17 protein-coding genes are annotated in these 19,474 nt (G+C 65.0%); 7 read left to right on the top strand and 10 right to left on the bottom strand.

Annotated features, from left to right (window positions below):
* Together ACIBG0_RS09800 and ACIBG0_RS09795 are read right to left on the bottom strand one after the other, a co-directional pair.
* A partial coding sequence (locus tag ACIBG0_RS09800) for a beta-ketoacyl synthase N-terminal-like domain-containing protein (protein WP_397030984.1) occupies nt 1-1,512 on the bottom strand: 1,512 nt, incomplete at its 3' end.
* Complete coding sequence (locus ACIBG0_RS09795; RefSeq protein WP_397030983.1) at nt 1,509-1,826, bottom strand: acyl carrier protein; 318 nt, start codon at nt 1,824-1,826, stop codon at nt 1,509-1,511. The genes ACIBG0_RS09795 and ACIBG0_RS09800, both read right to left, overlap by 4 nt.
* Nucleotides 1,827-1,993: 167 nt before the next feature.
* On the opposite strand from ACIBG0_RS09795, the gene ACIBG0_RS09790 reads away from it, so the two are divergent.
* On the top strand, nt 1,994-2,953 hold the full coding sequence (locus ACIBG0_RS09790; protein ID WP_397030982.1) for an MBL fold metallo-hydrolase: 960 nt from the start codon (nt 1,994-1,996) through the stop codon (nt 2,951-2,953).
* A gap of 15 nt (nt 2,954-2,968) precedes the next feature.
* On the opposite strand, the gene ACIBG0_RS09785 is transcribed toward ACIBG0_RS09790, so the two are convergent.
* Together ACIBG0_RS09785 and ACIBG0_RS09780 are read right to left on the bottom strand one after the other, a co-directional pair.
* Nucleotides 2,969-3,607, bottom strand: coding sequence for a Uma2 family endonuclease (locus ACIBG0_RS09785; protein WP_397030980.1), 639 nt, complete (start codon nt 3,605-3,607; stop codon nt 2,969-2,971).
* A 142-nt stretch (nt 3,608-3,749) separates the two neighbouring features.
* Nucleotides 3,750-4,724: an NAD(P)H-dependent flavin oxidoreductase gene (locus ACIBG0_RS09780; RefSeq protein WP_397030978.1), complete on the bottom strand. Its 975-nt coding sequence runs from the start codon at nt 4,722-4,724 to the stop codon at nt 3,750-3,752.
* Nucleotides 4,725-5,060: 336 nt separating this feature from the next.
* Here ACIBG0_RS09780 and fadD5 point away from each other — a divergent pair, with 336 nt between their 5' ends.
* Nucleotides 5,061-6,632 carry a fatty-acid--CoA ligase FadD5 gene (fadD5, locus tag ACIBG0_RS09775; protein ID WP_397030977.1) on the top strand — a complete coding sequence of 524 codons (1,572 nt, stop codon included), beginning with the start codon at nt 5,061-5,063 and terminating at the stop codon, nt 6,630-6,632.
* Nucleotides 6,633-6,767: 135 nt separating this feature from the next.
* On the opposite strand, the gene ACIBG0_RS09770 is transcribed toward fadD5, so the two are convergent.
* The gene (locus ACIBG0_RS09770) at nt 6,768-7,376 is read right to left on the bottom strand and encodes a TetR/AcrR family transcriptional regulator (RefSeq protein ID WP_397030975.1); all 609 of its coding nucleotides are present in this window, start codon (nt 7,374-7,376) and stop codon (nt 6,768-6,770) included.
* Between the two features lie 120 nt (nt 7,377-7,496).
* Here ACIBG0_RS09770 and ACIBG0_RS09765 point away from each other — a divergent pair, with 120 nt between their 5' ends.
* The gene (locus tag ACIBG0_RS09765; protein ID WP_397030974.1) at nt 7,497-8,201 is read left to right on the top strand and encodes a methyltransferase domain-containing protein; all 705 of its coding nucleotides are present in this window, start codon (nt 7,497-7,499) and stop codon (nt 8,199-8,201) included.
* On the opposite strand, the gene ACIBG0_RS09760 is transcribed toward ACIBG0_RS09765, so the two are convergent.
* Nucleotides 8,202-10,574, bottom strand: coding sequence for a YbhN family protein (locus ACIBG0_RS09760; protein ID WP_397030972.1), 2,373 nt, complete (start codon nt 10,572-10,574; stop codon nt 8,202-8,204).
* A 249-nt stretch (nt 10,575-10,823) separates the two neighbouring features.
* Between ACIBG0_RS09760 and ACIBG0_RS09755 the strand changes: the two genes are divergently transcribed.
* Entirely contained in the window at nt 10,824-11,660 is an 837-nt protein-coding gene (locus tag ACIBG0_RS09755; RefSeq protein WP_397030970.1) for an SDR family NAD(P)-dependent oxidoreductase, read from the top strand.
* A gap of 1 nt (nt 11,661) precedes the next feature.
* Here the strand turns inward: ACIBG0_RS09755 and ACIBG0_RS09750 are convergent, their stop codons facing one another.
* Together ACIBG0_RS09750 and ACIBG0_RS09745 are read right to left on the bottom strand one after the other, a co-directional pair.
* Nucleotides 11,662-12,429 carry an SDR family oxidoreductase gene (locus ACIBG0_RS09750; RefSeq protein ID WP_397030969.1) on the bottom strand — a complete coding sequence of 256 codons (768 nt, stop codon included), beginning with the start codon at nt 12,427-12,429 and terminating at the stop codon, nt 11,662-11,664.
* Nucleotides 12,416-13,201 carry a 2OG-Fe(II) oxygenase gene (locus ACIBG0_RS09745; protein ID WP_397030967.1) on the bottom strand — a complete coding sequence of 262 codons (786 nt, stop codon included), beginning with the start codon at nt 13,199-13,201 and terminating at the stop codon, nt 12,416-12,418. Before ACIBG0_RS09745 ends, ACIBG0_RS09750 begins: the two co-directional genes overlap by 14 nt.
* A 109-nt stretch (nt 13,202-13,310) precedes the next feature.
* On the opposite strand from ACIBG0_RS09745, the gene ACIBG0_RS09740 reads away from it, so the two are divergent.
* Complete coding sequence (locus tag ACIBG0_RS09740) at nt 13,311-13,904, top strand: GDSL-type esterase/lipase family protein (RefSeq protein WP_397030965.1); 594 nt, start codon at nt 13,311-13,313, stop codon at nt 13,902-13,904.
* A gap of 221 nt (nt 13,905-14,125) precedes the next feature.
* Here ACIBG0_RS09740 and ACIBG0_RS09735 read toward each other — a convergent pair whose 3' ends face one another.
* Nucleotides 14,126-15,607: an ABC1 kinase family protein gene (locus ACIBG0_RS09735; protein WP_397030963.1), complete on the bottom strand. Its 1,482-nt coding sequence runs from the start codon at nt 15,605-15,607 to the stop codon at nt 14,126-14,128.
* A 109-nt stretch (nt 15,608-15,716) separates the two neighbouring features.
* Between ACIBG0_RS09735 and ACIBG0_RS09730 the strand changes: the two genes are divergently transcribed.
* Both ACIBG0_RS09730 and ACIBG0_RS09725 read left to right on the top strand, forming a co-directional pair.
* On the top strand, nt 15,717-16,490 hold the full coding sequence (locus ACIBG0_RS09730; RefSeq protein WP_397030961.1) for a GntR family transcriptional regulator: 774 nt from the start codon (nt 15,717-15,719) through the stop codon (nt 16,488-16,490).
* Nucleotides 16,491-16,902: 412 nt separating this feature from the next.
* Entirely contained in the window at nt 16,903-17,853 is a 951-nt protein-coding gene (locus tag ACIBG0_RS09725) for an oxidoreductase (RefSeq protein WP_397030958.1), read from the top strand.
* Nucleotides 17,854-18,178: 325 nt separating this feature from the next.
* On the opposite strand, the gene ACIBG0_RS09720 is transcribed toward ACIBG0_RS09725, so the two are convergent.
* Nucleotides 18,179-19,303, bottom strand: a complete 1,125-nt coding sequence (locus tag ACIBG0_RS09720) for an NAD(P)H-dependent flavin oxidoreductase (RefSeq protein ID WP_397030956.1) — start codon at nt 19,301-19,303, stop codon at nt 18,179-18,181.
* Between the last annotated feature and the right edge of the window lie 171 nt (nt 19,304-19,474).

The raw sequence follows: 19,474 nt of genomic DNA, 5'->3' as shown, positions 1-19,474 counted from the left end.
TATGCCTTGGTGTCCGGCGCTGTTGAGCTTGGTGTGCGACGCGGTGCTCATGTCTCCGCGTGCGGCGCTGCTGGGCCTGTTGCTCGGGACGGTGCTCATGCTGTTTCGCGAATCGCCGCTCGACGACGTGCCGACGTTCTCGAGCAGCTCGGCCCACCGCAACGCGTGCGAACGCAACTCCGCGATGTTGCGACCGGTGACCGGAAGCAGGACGGGCGGTTCATAACTCCGGTGACGTGCAGCTTCCAGACCGCGCAGCACCACGTGCGCATTCGTCCCGCCGAATCCGAATGAGCTGACTCCGGCAAACCGCGCATCCACCGATGTGTCGGTCCAGTCGACAGATTCGGTCGGCACGCGCAGTCCATGTTCGGCGAGCTTCAGCAGCGGGTTCTCGGTGTGGAAATTGATGGTCGGCGGGATTACGCCGTGCCTGATGGACAGCGCGGCCTTGACCATTCCGGTGATTCCGGCGGCCGCCTCCAGATGTCCGATATTGGATTTGACCGAGCCGATCCAGGTCGGTTCGGTCTCGCTGCCGAGCACCGCGGCGAGCGCGCCCACCTCGACCGCGTCACCCAATGGTGTTCCAGTGCCGTGACATTCGACGTACCCCACCGCACGTGGATCGAGACCTGCCCAGGCGGTACGAATGACCTCCTGCTGGGCTCGACCGTTCGGCGCGTACAGCCCATTGGACCGCCCGTCCGAACCGACTGCGGTGCCGAGGATTTCGGCATACACCCGGTGTCCGTCTCGCAGCGCATCGTCGGTGCGCCGCAGTACCACCACCGCGCACCCATCACTGCGGGTATATCCGTCGGCCGCGGCATCGAACGGTTTGCACTGTCCATCGGGCGCGAGAAACCCGGCCTCGGCCAGGTACTCCGAAGTATGCGGCAGCACTGTCAGATTCACCCCGCCGACGATTGCGAACGGCACGGCGTCATCGGCCAGCAGGCGCACGGCGAAATCCACGGCAGCCAGCGAGGACGAGCACGCGCTGTCCACCACCAGACTCGGTCCGTGCAGGTCGAGGACATAGGACAGCCGGTTGGCGATGATGCTGAGCGCCGATCCGGTGACCGCGTACGGCGCATCGTGTCCCGCGCGGCCGAGCACCGCGATGCCGTGATCGTAGGCGCATGCGCCGAATACCACCGCGGCCCCGCAACCTCTGGTGCGATAGCCGATTCCGGCATCGTCGAGCGCCTCGATCGCGACCTCGAGTGCCAGCCGCTGCTGCGGATCCATCAGCGCGGCCTCGCGAGCGGAGATGGCGAACCAGTCGTTGTCGAATGCGTCGGCATCGGCGAGATATCCGGCGTGCCGTGTGCCGGGTCGACCGGGCGGCGGTGCTCCGGTGGCATCGCGGCCATCGCACAGCATCCGCCAGAACTCGGGCACGCTCGACGCGCCCGGTACCCGGCAGCCGATGCCCACGATGGATACCGGCGGATACGGCCGGACGGAGGCAGGCTGGCCTTTCCGATTTGTGGGCGAGGTGCTCATCGCATCGCGAGATACTCGACAAGCTGCTCGATGTCCGGATTGTCATATAGCGCGGTGAGCGAAACCTCGACTCCCGTGGCATCTTCCAGATGCGCCGTCAGCCGCGCCAATTGCAGCGAGCTGAGGCCGAGGTCGCTGAACGGCGCATCGGTCGAGACCGTCGCGGCATCGACATTCAGCAGGTCGGCTATGGCGGCGGTGGCAGCGCTCAGTAGCGCGGCACGTCGTGAACCGAACCTGTACGAAACACCGTCGGCGACTGTTCGCAGGTCGCTCGAGACGAAACCCTGCCCGTCCGGAAGATCAGGCCCCATCCGTCCTCCTCCCGTCGCCGGAGGGCCCCTGCCCCCACGCCGGTACCCCTGCGATTATGCCGCAGATATCGGCGCGATCAAGGCGTCCTTCAGGCGGGTCGATTGTCCGGAATTGTCCTGTCTACCCAGCTCTTTCGCCGTCTACTGTGATCGCATACGGTGGCACCGTGCCCGAATCCGGAACCGAGCGGACGCCCACCCTGCCGACCGTGCTGCGCTGTTGCACCGCATTGGCGGCCACACCTGGTCGACTGCTGCGCCCGCGTCGCCCCGACACCGCACTGCTGGCCGGTCTGGAGCCGGTCCCGCTGCCGCAGACCAAGGCGAGCGTCGGGCTCACCGTCCTGATGCAGGCCCGTATGGCCGCCCCCACCATGATTGTCGCGGAGGGCGTGCGCAGCCTGCGCGAACTGCCGATGACCATGTCGGCCTATCTGATCGAACATCCGAAGGCGCGATTCCTGGTCGATCCGGCCCTATGCGCAGGGGTGCACGATCGGGTGCTGCCCGAGCTGCCATTCCCGATTCCACTGCTGGTCGCACCCGATAAACCGGTGCTCGGCCTCGCGGACGCACTGGCCGCCCGCGATATCGCCGCCGATGCGATCGATTTCGTCCTGCCGACCCACCTGCACTGGGATCACATCTCCGGCCTGCTGGAACTACCCGATTCCGTGACCCTGCGACTACCCGCCGTCGAACGCGCCTGGGCACTCGACGGCCCGCATGCCCCCATCGGCGTTGCTCGAGGTCCCCTGCGTGGGCGCACCTTCGACACCTTCGAACTCGACGGCCCGCCGGTGCTCACCTTCTCGCGCAGTCTGGACCTATTCGGCGACGGCTCGGTGCTGCTCGTCGACCTTGCCGGACACACCCCAGGCAGTATCGGCGTCCTGCTGGCGGTCGACGACGGCACCCGGGTACTGCTTGCGGGCGACGCGGTGTGGAACAAACTCCAGGTCGAGCTGATCCGCGAAAAGGCGCCGATGCCCGGCCAACTCTTCGATGCCGATCGCGAGGCCACCTTCGCCACCATCCACCGCCTACACGCCCTACCCGACGGCATCGAAGTCATCGCCGCTCATGACTACGCCGCGGTCGAGGCGCTGGCAGCACGCAAGAGGTAACCGCCTTATCGGGATTCAGTCGATGCCCTCGTCGAGCTGCTGCCAAGTGGCGTGCACCTCGAACGGCACCAGCGAATCGATCGCACTCGCAGAGCGGTCCGATCGGGTGTGATGCCCTGCCGAGACGTACTCCCCGGCGGAGTTGAGCGTCAGCATCTCGATCGAAACAGCGGGGCCGTCCTCATTGGCCATCCGGACGATCCAGTAGTGCTGGATCCCGAACCGGGCATACTCGGCTCGCTTGTCGACCAGGTCAGCGGTGATCGTGGTCGGCGAGACAACCTCGACCACCAGCACGGCGTCCGCGGCTGTCGGCTTCATTCGCCACTTCGGCCGAGGCTCATCGATGCACCGGTAGACGATGACATCCGGCCGCTTGTAGTGGAATGGGACTTCCGAGACCAACATGTCCACATCCCGGTTGACTCGCAAGCACGTTTCGGCCGAACCGCGTTTGGCGTGGCCGTCCAGCAGTGCCCGTTCGATATTTCGCGCTATCGCATTGTGATTCGGCGAGGCGGATTCGCAGTGGATGATCATCCCGTCTCTGATCTCGACATTGCGCGCCATGTCCTCGGGCATGGACAGGTAACCGTCTATGTCCACCGGCAGGATGTAGGTCTTCGGCAGAGACCAGTCGAACGCTTCCGACACGGATGACCGTCCTTTGATTGGTAGTCGACGTCATCGTAGGTCAGCGTCTCGACTGACCGGGCCGCGGTCACCCCTCGATGGACTGCGACCGACCTGGCTCGACTGCGCCCTGGGCGCTCGGCCCAGGGCGCGCAACGAGTCCTTAGGCGACGACCTTTTCCGCGAGTCGCGCGGTGATCAGTTCCTCCGCTTCGGCGACCATCCGGCTGATCAGTTCCGCGCAGGACGGGATGTCGTGGATCAGGCCCTGGGCCAGGCCTGCCGACCAGATGCCCGCATCGAGATCGCCCTCGTCGAAGACGCGGCGTCCGCGTGCACCCGCGACCAGATCGCGGACATCGTCGAAAGTGCCACCGGCCTTCTCGATTTCGACGACCTTGCGGCTGATTTCGTTATCCGCGACGCGCGCGGTATTGCGCATGGTGCGGAAGATCAGCTGGGTGTCGAGTTCGGAGTTGGCGACGATCTGTTCCTTGACCTTCTGGTCGATCGCCGACTCCTGGGTGCACAGGAAGCGCGTGCCCATGTTGACGCCGTCGGCACCGAGCGCGAGTGCGGCAACCAGACCGCGGGCATCGGCGATACCGCCGGAGGCGATCATCGGAATATCGAGCACCCGTGCGGCGGCCGGGATCAAAATCAGCCCGGGAATATCGTCCTCGCCCGGATGTCCGGCACATTCGAAACCATCGATGCTGACGCCGTCGACGCCGATCTTCTGTGCCTTCAACGCATGCCGCACGCTGGTGCACTTGTGCAGCACCTTGATACCGGCCTCGCGGTAGTACGGCAGGAAGGGTTCCGGGTTGCTGCCCGCGGTCTCGACGATCTTGATCCCGCTTTCGATGATCGCCTGCACGTATTCGGGGTACGGCGGCGGGTTGATCGACGGCAGGATCGTGACGTTCACACCGAACGGCTTATCGGTCAACTCCCTGGTCCGTGCGATCTCCTTGCGCAAGTCGTCGGGGGTGGGCTGGGTCAGGGCGGTGATGAACCCGAGCCCGCCCGCGTTGGCGACGGCCGCGACGAGGCCCGCGCGGCCGACATGCATCATGCCGCCCTGCACGATCGGGTGTTCGACGCCGAATGTCTCGGTGAACCTGGTACGCAGCATTGCGCTTCTCCTCTGCGTTGCGGGGCGTGCCAGTGGCGCCCTTACGCAGTGATGGTGACACGGCAATCGTCCGGTGTACAACTCATAAGTGAGCCAGGATTCGCATTGTTTTACCCTCTGAACGCGCGTGGAGGTGGGCAGTGTCTAGCGAGATAGTCGGTGAATATGCAGCTAGGAGCGATATTTGCGACCCAAGCCGCTGCTCGAGACGATTAACAGCGGTTCGTAACCAAGCGCCTTGCCGCTCGAATAAGTTAGTTGCTATTCTGCTCCCAGTTCAGCCCGTCGACGCCATCGGACACACCGACGCCCGTTCGGCGGTCCGAGAGGAGTGGCATGACCACCGGTGCACAGGCGCTCGACGAGCCGATCAGGTCGCGGCGCAACCACTGGAACAACCAGATCGCATCGCATGCGCAGATGCGCCCGGACGCGGTCGCCGTGCGGTTCCGTGGTGTGGACACCACCTGGCGGCAGTTGCACGAGCGTTCGCTGAAGTTCGCCGATGCGCTCGCCCGTCGCGGCATCGGCTTCGGTGACCGGGTGCTGATTTTGGCGCTGAACTATCCCGAATACCTCGAGGCCGTCTTCGGCATCAACGCGCTGGGCGCCATCGCGGTCCCGGTGAACTTCCGGCTCACCCCGCCCGAGGTCGCCTATATCGTCAGCGATTCCGGCGCGAAGGCAATTGTCACCGACACCATGCTGCAGCCGTTGGCCACCGCGGTGCAGGGCCAGGCGCCCGAGCTCGCGACCTGCATCGTGATCGGCGGCCAGAGCGCCGACGGGGTGCTCGGCTACGACGATGTGCTGGCCGAGGGCGGCCGAGCCCATACGCCCCTCGACATTCCCGAGGACACCCCCTCGCTGATCATGTACACCTCGGGTACCACCGGCAGCCCGAAGGGCGCGGTGCTCTCGCACGCGAATATGAATGGCCAAGCGCTGACCAGCATTCGGGCCACGGATATCGGACCCGACTCGATCGGCTTCTGCACCTCACCGCTGTTCCATATCGCCGGACTCGGCAGTCTCGCACCGTATTTCCTGCTCGGCGCCAAAGTCGTGCTGCACCCGCTCGGTGCCTTCGATCCCACCGAATTCCTCGACGCCGTCGAGCGCGAGCAGGCCACCACCGCATTCTGCGTGCCCGCGCAGTGGCAGATGATCTGCGAGGAGCCGACTGTCAAACAACGCAAGCTCGCACTGAAGGTGCTCAGCTGGGGTGCGGCTCCGGCCTCCGATACCGTGCTGCGGGCCATGGCCGACTGCTTCCCGGACGCGGTCAATGTCGCGGTCTTCGGTCAGACCGAGATGTCGCCGATCACCTGCGTGCTCGAGGGTAAGGACGCGATCCGCAAGCTCGGTTCGGTCGGCAAGCCCATTCCGACCATCCAGGCCCGCGTCGTCGACGACGAGATGAACGATGTCGCGCCCGGTGAGATCGGCGAAATCGTCTATCGCGGACCGACTCTCATGCAGGGCTACTGGAATAAGCCGGAGGCGACCGCGGACGCCTTCGCCGGTGGCTGGTTCCACTCCGGTGATCTGGTCCGCGCGGACGAGGAGGGCTTCCTCTGGGTGGTCGACCGCAAAAAGGACATGATCATCTCCGGCGGCGAGAACATTTACTGCGCCGAGGTGGAGAATGTGCTCTTCGCGCATCCGAAGATCCGCGAGGCCGCGGTGATCGGACGGGCGCACGAGAAATGGGGTGAGGTGCCGGTTGCCGTTGTCGCCCTGGTAGATCCGGATGCCGAACTCACCCTCGAAGAACTGGCACCGTTCCTCAGCGAGAATCTGGCCCGCTACAAGCATCCCAAGGATCTGGTGCTCGTGGCCGAACTGCCGCGCAATGCCAGCGGCAAAGTGGTGAAAGTGCAACTGCGCAAGGACTATTCGCTCTGAGCATTCGATCGCGGATCGCGTCACCAACGTCGACCCGCAAGCGCGCCACATCGCTGGCGAATCTCGAATTGACCACCGCAGGGCGGGCGCTCGAGCTGATCGGTGTGACAGGGACCTGTCTCGAGAGGTACCCGATCAGTGGCCTGCGCGGCTGACCTGCCTGGTGTGCGATACCCGGCTCGTCAGGCCGGGGCCTACCAGAACTTCGAGGCGACGGTAGGTTTCGGCTGCGGGCAGCGGCGGCTCCGCGTCCGCGATCGAGCCGAGTAGGCCGACCACACCCCAGGACAGGAATGTCATCGTCACCGCGAATTCGTCGTCGTCCATGTCGAGTCGGCCCGAGAGTTGTTCGGTGAGAATCTCTTCCACCATGCGCCGCGTAGAGCGCAACAGCACTCCGGTCGCCCTGCGACCCAGTAGCGCTCGATAGACCTCGGGATTCGCCGACGCCAGCCGGAACAGCGTGTACAGCGGTGCGAGTGGTTCCGAATGTTGCGGTGCATCAGGGTCATTCACGGCCGATTCGACATCGGCCACCGCCGCGCGCAGGTACTCGGTGCTGCTGACCAGCAGCAGGTCGTCCTTGTCCCGGAAGTGCGCATAGAAGGTGGAGCGTCCGACGTCGGCGCGATTCAGGATGTCCTGCAATGTGATCCGGTCATAGCCGCATTCGATCATCAGCTCGATCAGCGCCCGATGCAGCAGGCTTTTGGTGCGCCGCACCCGGCGATCGGTCCTGGTCATCGGCATCCTCCGAACGCGAATACGGCGTTTCCGTACAAATAGTGCGAATCCGTTCGCAACGGCACGATATCCGCACTTTTGCTTCTGGTCGATCCGGTCACTCGGTCCGATTATGAACTCATGACCGGAAACACACAACAGTCCACTAACACACATACTGACCGGAACTCCGAGATCGGCATTCTCATCACCAAACCGCGCGGCTACCTGGCCATGAAATCGGCCTTCTTGCTCGGCCGAGTCGGCAGCTTGAACGCTCGACTCGTCGAGCTGACCGGTGCGGCCGCGGGCGATCACGTTGTCGATATCGGTTGCGGTCCAGGCCAACTCGTTCGAGCCATGGCCGATCGAGTCGGATCCGCCGGTCGAGTGATCGGTATCGACCCGTCCCAGGAGATGATCGACTACGCGAGCGGCCGCGCCGCCCCCAACTGTCGTTTCGAAGTGGGCGCCGCCCAGTCGCTGACCCTGCCCGATGCGTCGGTCGATGTGGTCACCTCGACCTTTGTCATGCATCACATTCCGCAGGCACAGCGCACAGCGGCGCTGGGACAGATGTTCCGCGTGCTGCGCCCCGGCGGCCGATTGCTGCTCGCCGATACCCACCCGACCGGGAAAGTCCTGCCCGCGGCGGTTCGCATCATGTCGCGTTTCGCCGCGAGCCGCACCGACGATCCGCACGCGCCAGGACACCAGCCGGACCCGCTGGCGGCCATCGATATTCGCCGCTACCGAGAAGCGTTGCGGGAAGTCGGATTCGGGACCGTGGACTTCACCGCGATCCCACCGACGACCGGCGTACTGGTGGCAACCAAGGACGCCTGATCAGATCAGGTCCTTCGATGTCATCCAGCGCATGCAGAACCAGCCGCAGAACACTGGCAGCCAGCACGTGAGCACGCGGTAGAGCAGCACCGACGGCACGGCGATGGTCGCGGGCAGGCCGAAGGCGGCCAGACCACCGATCAGTGCGGCCTCGACCGCGCCGACGCCACCGGGTGTCGGCGCGGCCGCGGCCAGGGTGCCGCCGACCATGGTGACGATGGTGAGAGTGATGAACGACGCGCCGCCACCGAACGCCTCGACGCTGGCCCACAGCGCGAGCGCAAGGCCGAGTGTGATCGCGCCACAGCCGAGCACGATCACCGAGAACCGCTTCGGATCCCGGGCCAGATCACCGAGTTCGCCGAGCACCTCCTGCAACTGCGGGCGCACCGAATTGCTCAGCCAGCGCCGCAGTTTCGGCACGAACATGAAGGCGCCGATAATGCCGACGCCCACACCGGCCGCCAGATAGAGCACAGTCGCGTCGGGCACGAAATGCGACAGATTCGCCGAGGTGCCCGCCGCCACGCTGAACAGGATCAACAGACCGATGTGGGTGATCACCTGGACGGCCTGCTGCAATGCGACGGCGGCGGTAGCCCGCACCGCACCGAGTCCGGCATGCTGCAGGAAGCGCACGCTCAAGGCCAGTCCACCGACACCCGCCGGGGTTGTCGTAGCGGCAAAGGTATTTGCGACCTGCATGATCACCAGATTGCGAAAGCTGACCAGGCGCGTTGCGCAGGCCCACAATGCCGCCGCCGCACCGATATACGTCAGCCCCGAGACCGCCAGCCCGAGCAGCGCCCACCACCAGTTGGCGGTCCACAACTGCGAGAAGAAGGTCGGCACCGCACTGATGAACGGATACGCGACATAGACCAATCCGATCAGCAATACCAACTGGATGATCTGATTGCGGCTGAACCGGGTGATCTGCTCGGCCTCGATTTTGTCCTGGCCGGTCTGCTTGCGCACCTCGTCGCGGGCCGAGGAGACCACCTCGCCCCAGTTTGGAATCGACTTCTTGATACCGGCGGGCATGGCGGACTTGGTGAGTCGGCTCGCCGCGGTCAGCACCGTCTGCTCGCCGAGCGTTTCGATGGCGGTACGCACCGCGGCTTCCTTGCCGAAGACCGCCGTGGTCGAGACCAGCAACTGCGCGACATCGGACTGCCGCTGCTTATCGGACGCGCCGAACTCCGCGTTGATGAATCCGCTGAACAGCGTGGCGCCGTTATCGATTCGGATCTCGGCGGGCCGCAGGTCGCCGTGCGAAATCTGGCCGCAGTGCAGTGCATCGAGCGATCGCCATACCCCAGCGAGTTCGTCATCGGAGGTTTCGTCGAGCGGCTTACCTCGCGGCATGGTGTGCGCGTACAGCATCCAGCCGCGCTCGAGTGCCGCGACGGCAACCTGCTGCACGGCGGCCAGACCCATTTCACCGGCGGCGATGGCCAGCAGCGCACGGTGCTCGACAGCGCGGTGCATCGAGCCGTGCAGCGCGGCGGTTTCGCTGCTGCGGAAGGTGAGCCAGCGCCACAATTGGCGCAGCGCACCGAAGCTGCGCTGATTCTTACCGAACAGCTCGACGGTCAACTCGCGCTCGGGACCATCGATGGCCGCGGCGAGCACCAGCGGACCACGCCCGGCGGGATGCAGCACGGTGAATGCGGTGACGGTATGTCCGCGCCTGGCCAGCACCCGCACCGCCGCATCCAGCGGCACCTCCAGCGCCGGTGTGCCGACCACCAGCACGATCACCGCGCCGACCAACCAGCCGACCGCGAGTCCGAACATGGCCCGCGCGGGTACCACCGTGCTGACCACCAGGTGGATCGGTGCGAATGCCAGCAGCAGGATCCACAACCAGCGCCGCGGTCGGGTCGGCAGCCATGGACTGGATACGGTCAGCACCGCGGCGAGCATGGCGATCCAGCGCGGATCGTCGAGGAACTGCGATAGGAAGGTGTCGAGCCGATCGGGCACCTGCAGATGCCATTGCGGCGCGGACAAGCCCGTTCCGGTGATCGAGAGCAGCAGGCCAGCGACCAATCCCGCGGCCGCGTAGCCCGCGAGCAGTTTCCACTGCCTGCCGATGATCAATTCGATGAGGATCGCGAACGGCAGCGCGATAATCGCCATGCCGTAGACCAGGTACACCAGATTGGACTGGTCCGGATTGAGGAATCCGACGATATTCGACACCGAACGCTCCAGCGCCAGCCACTCCGGTCGGGTGATCAGTGAGGCGGCGACGATCACACCGACCCACAGTGCCGCGAGTACGACACGGATGATGTCACTGGTGCGCCGGATCAGCGGTTGCAGCAGGCTCCCCGTGACCGGGATATCCCGCCCGTCAACTCGCATCTTGTGGCCCTCCTCCGCCTCTCCGGGCCTTTTGCCGATCGTGGGTGGGCCCTAACCTACCGTTGTGGGCAGGCGGTTCCGGAGATGGCTGAGTTCTGGGCTGGGTTCGGCGAGTTACCCATGTTCGTACTAGATCAACTGTCGCGTTCGCACGATACACAGCAGCCGACCGGCCGGTCAGTAGACGGTCTTGCCGAATCCCTCTGAGGCGATGAGGATCAGGACTGATCAGCCGAAGGAAGGCAGGACATGGCAGCACAGGATCTATCCGGGAAGACGGTGGTGGTTACCGGCGCCAGCTCCGGCATCGGCGCAGAGGCGGCGGCAAAGCTGGTCGCATGCGGCGCGACCGTCGCGGTGGTCGGGCGCTCGCCGGAGCGTACCGCCGAGGTGGCGGCGCGGATCGGCGCCGAGTCCTTCATCGCCGATTTCGCCCGCTTCGACGAGGTGCGCAAACTCGCCGATCAGCTGCTCGATCGCTATCCGCGCATCGATGTGCTCGCCAATAACGCCGGCGGCGCGTGGGCCGAACGTACTGTCACCGATGACGGCAATGAGCTGACCTTCCAGGTCAATCACCTCTCGCCGTTCCTGCTGACCGCCCTGCTGCTGGATCGGCTGGTGCAGTCGCAGGCCAGGGTCGTCAATACCGCGAGCATGACCTACCGGATGGCGAAGTTGGACCTCGACACCGTCAACGCATCGACCGGCTCGTTCAGTCAGCTCGGCGTCTACGGCACCTCCAAGCTCGCCAACATCATCTTCACCAGGGAGTTGGCCCGCCGCACCGAGGGCACCGGGCTGGTCACCGCCGCATTCCATCCGGGCGCGGTCGCCACCCACGTTTACGACAATGCCCCGCTCGGGCTCGGCGCGTTCATCCGCTCACCACTATCACGGCCCTTCTTCATCCGGGCGGATAAGGGCGCGGATCCGCTGGTGCACTTGGCGACTACGTCGGAGGAGATCAACGGCAAGTACTTCCACCGGCTCGAGGAGGAGCAGCCGAGGAACAGGCAGGCCGTGGATGCGGAACTCGCGCAACGGCTTTGGACGATGTCCGAGGAGATCACCGGAATGGCATAGGTCAATGGGCGTCCGCACCGACCGCGTGACGCCCACCCTCGGCCGCCACACCGACGGTGAATACTTCGCCGCTCATCTCGCCTCGATCGAGTTCGACAATGGCGCGCACCACCTGTTCGGTCGATACCGTCGCGGGAAAATCATTGGGCGCGATGGCATTCGCCCGCACCCCGAACTCCTCGAATTCGGCCGCGATATGCCGGGTCAGGTGGTTGAGCGCCGCCTTGGACGAGGCGTAGAGGGCCTGCCCGCCGGCGTACACCCGCGAACCCGCAATGCTGGAGACATTCACGATATTGCGATTGCGGGCCCGGTTCTCGTCTCCGGCGTGTATCCAGCTCCGCTGCGCCAAACGCACCGACAAACGCAGCGGCACACCGACATTGACCGCGAAATGCGGTTCGAATTCGTCGAGTGCGGCGTCGCCGTCGACGATGCCGCGTGGCTGGAATCGGCTGTGCGCTGCATTGTTGACCAGCAGGTCGATATGCCCGAAGCGGGCGAGTGCGATATCGACGACGCGCTCGACTTCCCCCGCTTCGGCCAGCTCGGCCTTGATCACGAAGATCCGCGAATCATTCTCCGGCACCGGCATTTCCGGCTCGAAGGGATCGACGAACCATTCGAGCTGTGACGGTGCCGCCGGAGTGCGATTCCGGCAGACCGCGATAATGTCGTAGTCGGTGTACAGACCGCGGCAGAAGGTGTCACCCAGAACGCCACCCGCACCGGTCAGCAGACATACCCGGCGTTCATTACCACTGCGCAATGCTGTCCCCTCCCCAGCGCCGCAGCACATCGTCCTTCGGCCGGTGCAGCCACATCACCACGCTATTGCGCGCGGCGGCGTTATTGCCGAGGAACGTATGCCAGGAGCGCGGTGTGCACTCGAACAGCAGCAGCGAGTTGTCCAGCGGCGGAACCGGCAGCGCGGGAACGGGATTCGCGCCGACATGGGCATACAGGGCGGTCTCGCCGCCATCGCCGGGCCGCCAATCCGGATTTCCGAAATAGAACAGCACCGCGACGGCGCGCACCGTCTCCCGCGCGAAGATCTCCGGGATCGGCGGACCGGTCTTCAGATCCACCTGCGGATCCACGGTCCTGATCTCGCTCGGTCCGGGGGCCGCCCCCTCGAACCAGGCCGGATTCAGATCATTGTGCGGTGACCCCGACGGACTCCGCGGCCGATGATGATGCACCGCTCCTTCGACATCACCGGTGGTAGTCACCCCCATGACGCGCGCGATCAGGTCATGCCATTCCCGTGAGAGAAACAGCGCCAACGGCCCATCCCGCAGCTCGGCCAGCGAGGCACCGACCGTACCGTAATCCGACGCCACCGCCCCGAACGCCTCCGGCCGCTCGCGGCGCACCCGCGCCAACTCATCGGCCAACCGCCCATAGAACTCGGGCACGAATACATCCCTGGCATAGATATGCGGAAACGGCTCGACCCGGCGAATCCAGCGCCGATGCGCGAACAAATCCGTGAACCACGGCGGTGCCGCGGTCACTGTGGATTCGGCTACCCCTGTCAACTTCAATCCCTCCCGAATGACCACAGCGATCCTAACGGGCACCACCGGAATCCGTGCCTCACCGGTAGCCGGGCCCCGGTGCGCGGCGACCAGTTGCGAAGATCGCCGGGTGTGGAACGACCTTCGCGTGTGCTTCATCGGTGATTCCTTCGTCGGGGGTGTCGGCGACCCGCGGTGCCTCGGGTGGGCCGGTCGGCTGGCCGCCCAGACCTACGCGAGCGGCCAGCCGCTGACCACGTACAACCTGGGTGTGCGGATGCAGACCTCGACCGAGATCCTCGGCCGCTGGCAATCCGAATGCGCACCTCGATTTCCCGACGGCTCCGATGCCCGACTGGTCATCTCGTTCGGCGTCAACGACACCACGTCGATCGACGGACGACCCCGGGTGGCACCGGAGCAATCGGCGGTCAACCTGTCCGAGCTGCTCACACAGGCCGCCGAGCTTCCGGTCCTGGTCGTCGCGCCGCCGCCCATCGATGACGCTGAGCAGAATGCCAGGACCGCCACACTGGACGAACATTTCGCCGAGGTCTGCGCTGCCGCAACCGTCCCCTACGTGCGCGTCCATCAACCGCTGCGTGACAGCGCGGTCTGGATGCGTGAGGTGCGCGCGGGTGACGGCGCGCATCCCGGCGCGGCCGGATACGACGAATTGTCCGCGCTAGTTTGGCCGCACTGGCGAGAGTGGTTGGCGCGCTGACCAATTCGGGGGCGTGTCGCTCAGTCTGGCGACGATCAGCCGATCGAGGTCCGCGATGGTCGGCATCCACCCATCGCCGAAAAGTCGGAATCGGCGGTGGTGCACAGGCGGGCCGCGAATGACTGGAAGTTCTTCGACGCCAGAATGGCCCGGCCTGCGCGGTTTTCATGTCTGAGACAGAATATTGCGTGCATCGTCCGGGCAGCTCAGCGCGGTTGTGCTCAGCCGAAGGACATGCGGCGCGCATCCGCTTCGGCCCGTTCGCGTCGGGCCGTCGCGAGATCGACCGGCACCGCGCCCTCCTCGGGTCGAGTCACCAACTCGTGCAACGTCGGATGCCAGCGTCCGACTTCGTCGCGGAACGGGCCCTCGGTCTCCAACTGACCGATCGCACCGACCAGCGTCAGCATCGATCGCGCGAACGGCGTGAAGCGCGCGGGCATGGTGCCCTGTCGCAGGGCATTCGTCAGCCGCGGATTCGTCACCCGCAGTACCTGTTTGCGCAACCAGCGCATGGTGAACCGGTAATTCGCGTGCCGGAAGGGTTCGACGCACGGCGCGACCACATGGAACAGATCCTCGGCATCGAGCACCCGGCCCGGTGCGCAGAAGCCGTGCCGCCGTGCCGCCGCCTCCAATTCGGCGGGCCCGCCGTTGAACAGCGCATCGCAGTAGTCGAAGGCGAATTCCTCGAAACCCTCGGTCGGCCAGGGTGTGCAAGCCCCGAAGTCGACGACGCCGAGTCGCCCATCCGGCAGCACCCGGAAATTGCCCGGATGCGGATCACCGTAGAGCAGACCACTGCGGATCCAACTCGATGCCATGAACCGAACCAACTGCATGCCGACCCGATCCCGCTCGGCGCGCGTACCGGCCGCGATGACGCGCGGCAGCGGGATGCCGTCCAGCCATTCGGTGACGAGCACGTCGCCGCGCTGTTCGATCACCCGCGGAATATAGAAATCCGGATCGTCGGCATAGGCCGCCGCGAAGACACGTTGAGATTGCGCCTCGGCCGCATAGTCGAGTTCGTCGAGCATGCAGGCACAGACCGCCTCGGTCACGCTCTTGACATCGGCACCGGGCAGGAAAACCGTTGCCAGTATGGATATCCGGCGTAGCTGATCCAGATCGTTCGCGACCGCCTGCTTACCACCGGGATACATGATCTTCACCGCGACGGGCGTACCGTCACGCCATACCGCGCGGTGCACCTGGCCGAGTGAGGCCGCGGCCGCGCGCCGATCGTCGAATTCCCGGAAATACCAACGCCAGTTCTCCCCCATGCTGGCGGCCATCGCCGCGTGCACCGAATGCGGCAGCATCGTCGGCGCGGAATCCTGCAACCGGGTCAACGCGATTTTGTACGGCTCGGCGAGTTCCGGCGGCAGTGCGAGTTCGTAAATGGCAAGCAGCTGACCGAGTTTGGCGACACAGCCCTTCAGTTCGCCGAGCACCTCGAAGATATGCTGTGCGGTGCGCATCTGGATTTCGCGATCGACCTCGGCGGCCGGTCGGCCCAGCGCGCGCTTACCCACACCCGCGGCATGGCGGCCCGCGTACGCGATCGGCAGCGCAGCCAATTTCGCATTGCGAACCGCCGTGCGAACTGGAGGTTTACCGTTCGACGTCATCGCGAAAATGCGTGCACGTCCAGTGGTCGAACTCTCGGCCGATCGACCATGGCCACGCTGAATTGTCATGACTCACCTCACACTGCACGCTGACCACTGTTACACAGGTGCAGTCTCGCACAGCAGGGCATAGACTGTCTGGGACGTATTCGGAACCGAGTCGAAAGGTGGCATCTCGATGGGATCCCAAACGGTAGTCGCCGACGTTGCCGATGAGCTGGCACGCCGGGTTGCCGCGGGGGAATATCAGCCGGGGGATTTGATGCCGTCGGTCCGTCAGGTCGCGGAAGAGTTCAATATGAACCGCGCGACCGCGCAGTTGACTCTCGGTCGGCTGGAATCGTACGGATTCGTCGAGGCGCGACGCGGCAAGGGGTTCACGATCCGCGATGTCCGTGAGGCGGGCGGCATCGATGTGTATCGGCACCTGTTCCGGTTCTCGGTTCCGATGCCGGATGTCGCCGTCGAGATGTTCCACGACATCGTCGAGGTGGAGCGCGGCATCGTCATGGAGGCGCTGCTCGCCTACACCAGCAGCGAACAGGAGATCGATCCGGCCGAACTCAAGGCGGCGATCGATGAACTGGAAAGGCTTGCCCGACAGGCGGTTCCCGACTTCCAGCAGATCCTCGCCATCGAGGTCGGCCTGGTCCGCCGACTGCTCACCGCACTCGGACTGAGCATGCAGCGCGCGATCATGAACTCCATCGGTGAGATGGTGCTCGAGGTACCCGAGGCCGTGGAGGCCTTCTTCGCGGGCGCTGCCGATCTGCATGTATTGGTATGGCGTGCACTGGTCGCGGTCTGGGATTCCGGATCCGGCCCGTCCGACGCGCAGCTCGCGCTGTTCGAGGATCTGTTCGGGCTGTATCACGACAAGGTGATCGCCCGGTTCGAGGAGTTGCTCGATGTCGGGGACCATGAGGATGTTGAGCACGCGGCGACTGCCTGATCACTCCTCGACCCCACCCGGATTCACTGTCTGGGTCGCACTGGCTCAGTGCTACTCAGTGCCAACCGAACGATGCACGTTTGCTGCAATCGAGCGACTCCGAAACTGGTGATTAGCTGTCTGGGACTCTGTGGGTAACCGGTATGAGCTCAATGACTGGCGTGGCTCGATGTGCGGGGTACACGCATGCGGCACTGATGTCGGATCTGCCGATGACGCAGATGTTTTCGGGCGGCACTGGTCCCGCAGATGCGTGAGGAAGTCCGCATATCGGCCGAACTCCCAGAATTGGTCATGCTCGGCCGGTTCTTCGATGGCATCCTCGAGGTCTGCGCAGCTCGAGGCGGAAGGTATCGAGTCGGTCGGCTTCGCGCGCGACGACGAAGCGGTTTGGATCAACCAGGAGTTCTCTGTGAAATCGGCCCCAATTCTGCCGCGCCGCTGGACCATTGCGGATATCGCGGACCAGTCCGGCAAGGCCGCCGTGGTCACCGGCGCCAATAGCGGTCTCGGCCTGCGCACGGCCGAGGCATTGGCGAGTAAGGGTGCGCACGTGCTGCTGGCCTGCCGTAATCCACAGAAGGCCGCGACGGCACTCGATGCGGTCACCGCGGTGGCGACCGGCCCGAAACCCGAAGTGCTGCAGCTGGATCTGGCCGAGCTCGCGTCGGTCCGACGGGCGGCCGCGCAGCTCAACGACACCGTCGGGCGGATCGATCTGCTGATCAATAATGCGGGTGTGATGGCGGTGCCGCGCTCACGTACGGCCGACGGCTTCGATGCCCAATTCGGCACGAATCACCTCGGGCACTTCGCATTCACCGGCGGTGTCCTGCCCGCTCTCCTGCGCGCCGACCAGCCTCGAGTGGTGACCGTATCTTCGGTGGCCGCATGGGTCGGCGTGATCAACTGGCTCGATCCGAATTGGCAGCGGATGTATCTGCGGTGGCCCGCCTACAGTCAGTCCAAATTGGCGAATTTGCTGTTCACCGCCGAACTCGAACGCCGGGCCCGCGTGGCCGGATCCGAATTGCGTGCGGTGGCCGCGCATCCCGGAGTGTCGGCGACCCATCTTTACGACCGCAACGGTGAGCAGGGTGTGAATGCCATCTTGGCGGCGATCCCGCAGGCGATCCTGTTCGCGCTGGCCCAGTCCGACCGGATGGGCGCATTGCCGCAGTTGTATGCCGCCACGGTGCCGGAGATACGCGGAAACTCCTATGTGGGACCGGGTTTCGAGCTGGCCGGATATCCGCGGCGGACATTGCGCAATCCGCTTGCCTACCGTCGCTCGACCGCGCGCAAACTGTGGGAGCTGAGCGAGCGGCTGACCGGCGTTCGCTACGACTTCTCGGTGATCTAGATCGATATCAATGCGGCGCCGCGGCGAAGGCGGCGAGCACGAGCGAGCTGACGATCGTGACGGCAAGTACGGCCAGCACCACCAGATTTCGCCGTTGCGGCAGATCGGCATGCATCAGATTCGGACACTCCGGCTCATTATGTCCGCGACTTCCGCACCGAGGGTTGGTGCAGGGATACATGCCTACCTCCCGAAACTGACGCGAGCGCTCGCACTGTAAGCAGTGCGAATCACTTGTATACCGCCTACGCCGACGGACGGCTACCCAGCCACGGGAGTACGACGCCGCCCCGAGCGGTCGGTCGAGGCGGCGTCGAAGAGTTTGCTAGAGAGCGCTATTGAGCTTGTTCAGACGATCGCACGCCTCCACGTATTCATTGATCAGCCGGGCGATCACATCGGCGGAACGCTCCACCTTGTTCATCATGCCGACGACCTGACCGACCGGATTGAAGTTCACATCCTTGGCCGCCTCCGGATACCGATGCCCGCGCTTGACGCCGTCCAGGGCCACCATCATCTGCAGCGGCATGGGCAGCGGATCGGGATTCTCCGGCGCCTCCCATGCCTCGGTCCAGTCGTTCTTCAACATGCGGCACGGCTTACCGGTCCAGGACCGCGAGCGCACGGTGTCCTGGCTGGAGGCTTCGATATAGGTCTGCATCTGCGCGGGCGGCACATTCGCCTCCTCGACGGTCAGCCACAGCGAGCCGGTCCACGCACCGGCCGCACCCATCGCCATGGCCGCGGCGACCTGGCGACCATTGCCGATACCGCCGGCGGCCAGCAGCGGCATATCGCCGATGGCGTCGACCACCTGCGGCCACAGCACCATCGAGGAGATCTCACCGCAGTGCCCGCCGCCCTCGGTGCCCTGGCAGACCACGAAATCCAGGCCCGCGCGCTTGTGGTTGAGCGCATGCTTCACCGAACCGCACAGCGCACCGATGAGCCGTCCCGAGCTCTGAATCTGCTCGACCACATCCGGCGGCGGCGTGCCGAGGGCATTGGCGACCAGCTTGGCCTTGGGATGGCGCAGGATCACCTCGATCTGCGGCGCGACCGTGGTCGCGGTCCAGCCGAGCAACTGGTTGTGGCGCTCGCCGTCGGGCAGATGCGGGACATTGTGGTCGTTGAGCAGCTTCTCCGCGAAGTCTCGGTGGCCCTGTGGAACCAGTTCCGCCAGTTTGGCCTCCAGCTGTTCGGGGGTCAGGTCATCGATCCCCTTGCCCTCGTACTTCGACGGGATGACGAGGTCGACGCCGTACACACCGTGCACATGGTCGTCGAGCCAGGCCAGCTCGACCTCCAATTCCTCGGCGGTGAAGCCCACCGCACCGAGCACGCCGAGTCCGCCGGCATTGCTGACCGCGGCCGCCACATCGCGGCAATGGGTGAAGGCGAAGATGGGGAATTCGATCCCCAGCCGGTCACAGATTTCGGTACGCATGGCGTGCTGGTCTCCCTACTTGCTCAGCAGCCGGATCACAGCGGCTGACGAGTGCTGGAACGGGTTGCATATTTGGTCACCGGCCCGCGCTGCCGATTCGGCCGACTGCCGCAGATATCGCCATGACGCGGCGGTAGCTTCGTCGACAGGCGCGGACGCCTGACCTCGAAT

Origin of the sequence: Nocardia sp. NPDC050630, assembly GCF_044457245.1 — a bacterium.
Taxonomy (GTDB): domain Bacteria; phylum Actinomycetota; class Actinomycetes; order Mycobacteriales; family Mycobacteriaceae; genus Nocardia.
Note: the sequence above shows the minus strand (reverse complement) of the source record. Positions and strands in the feature narration are given on the sequence as shown.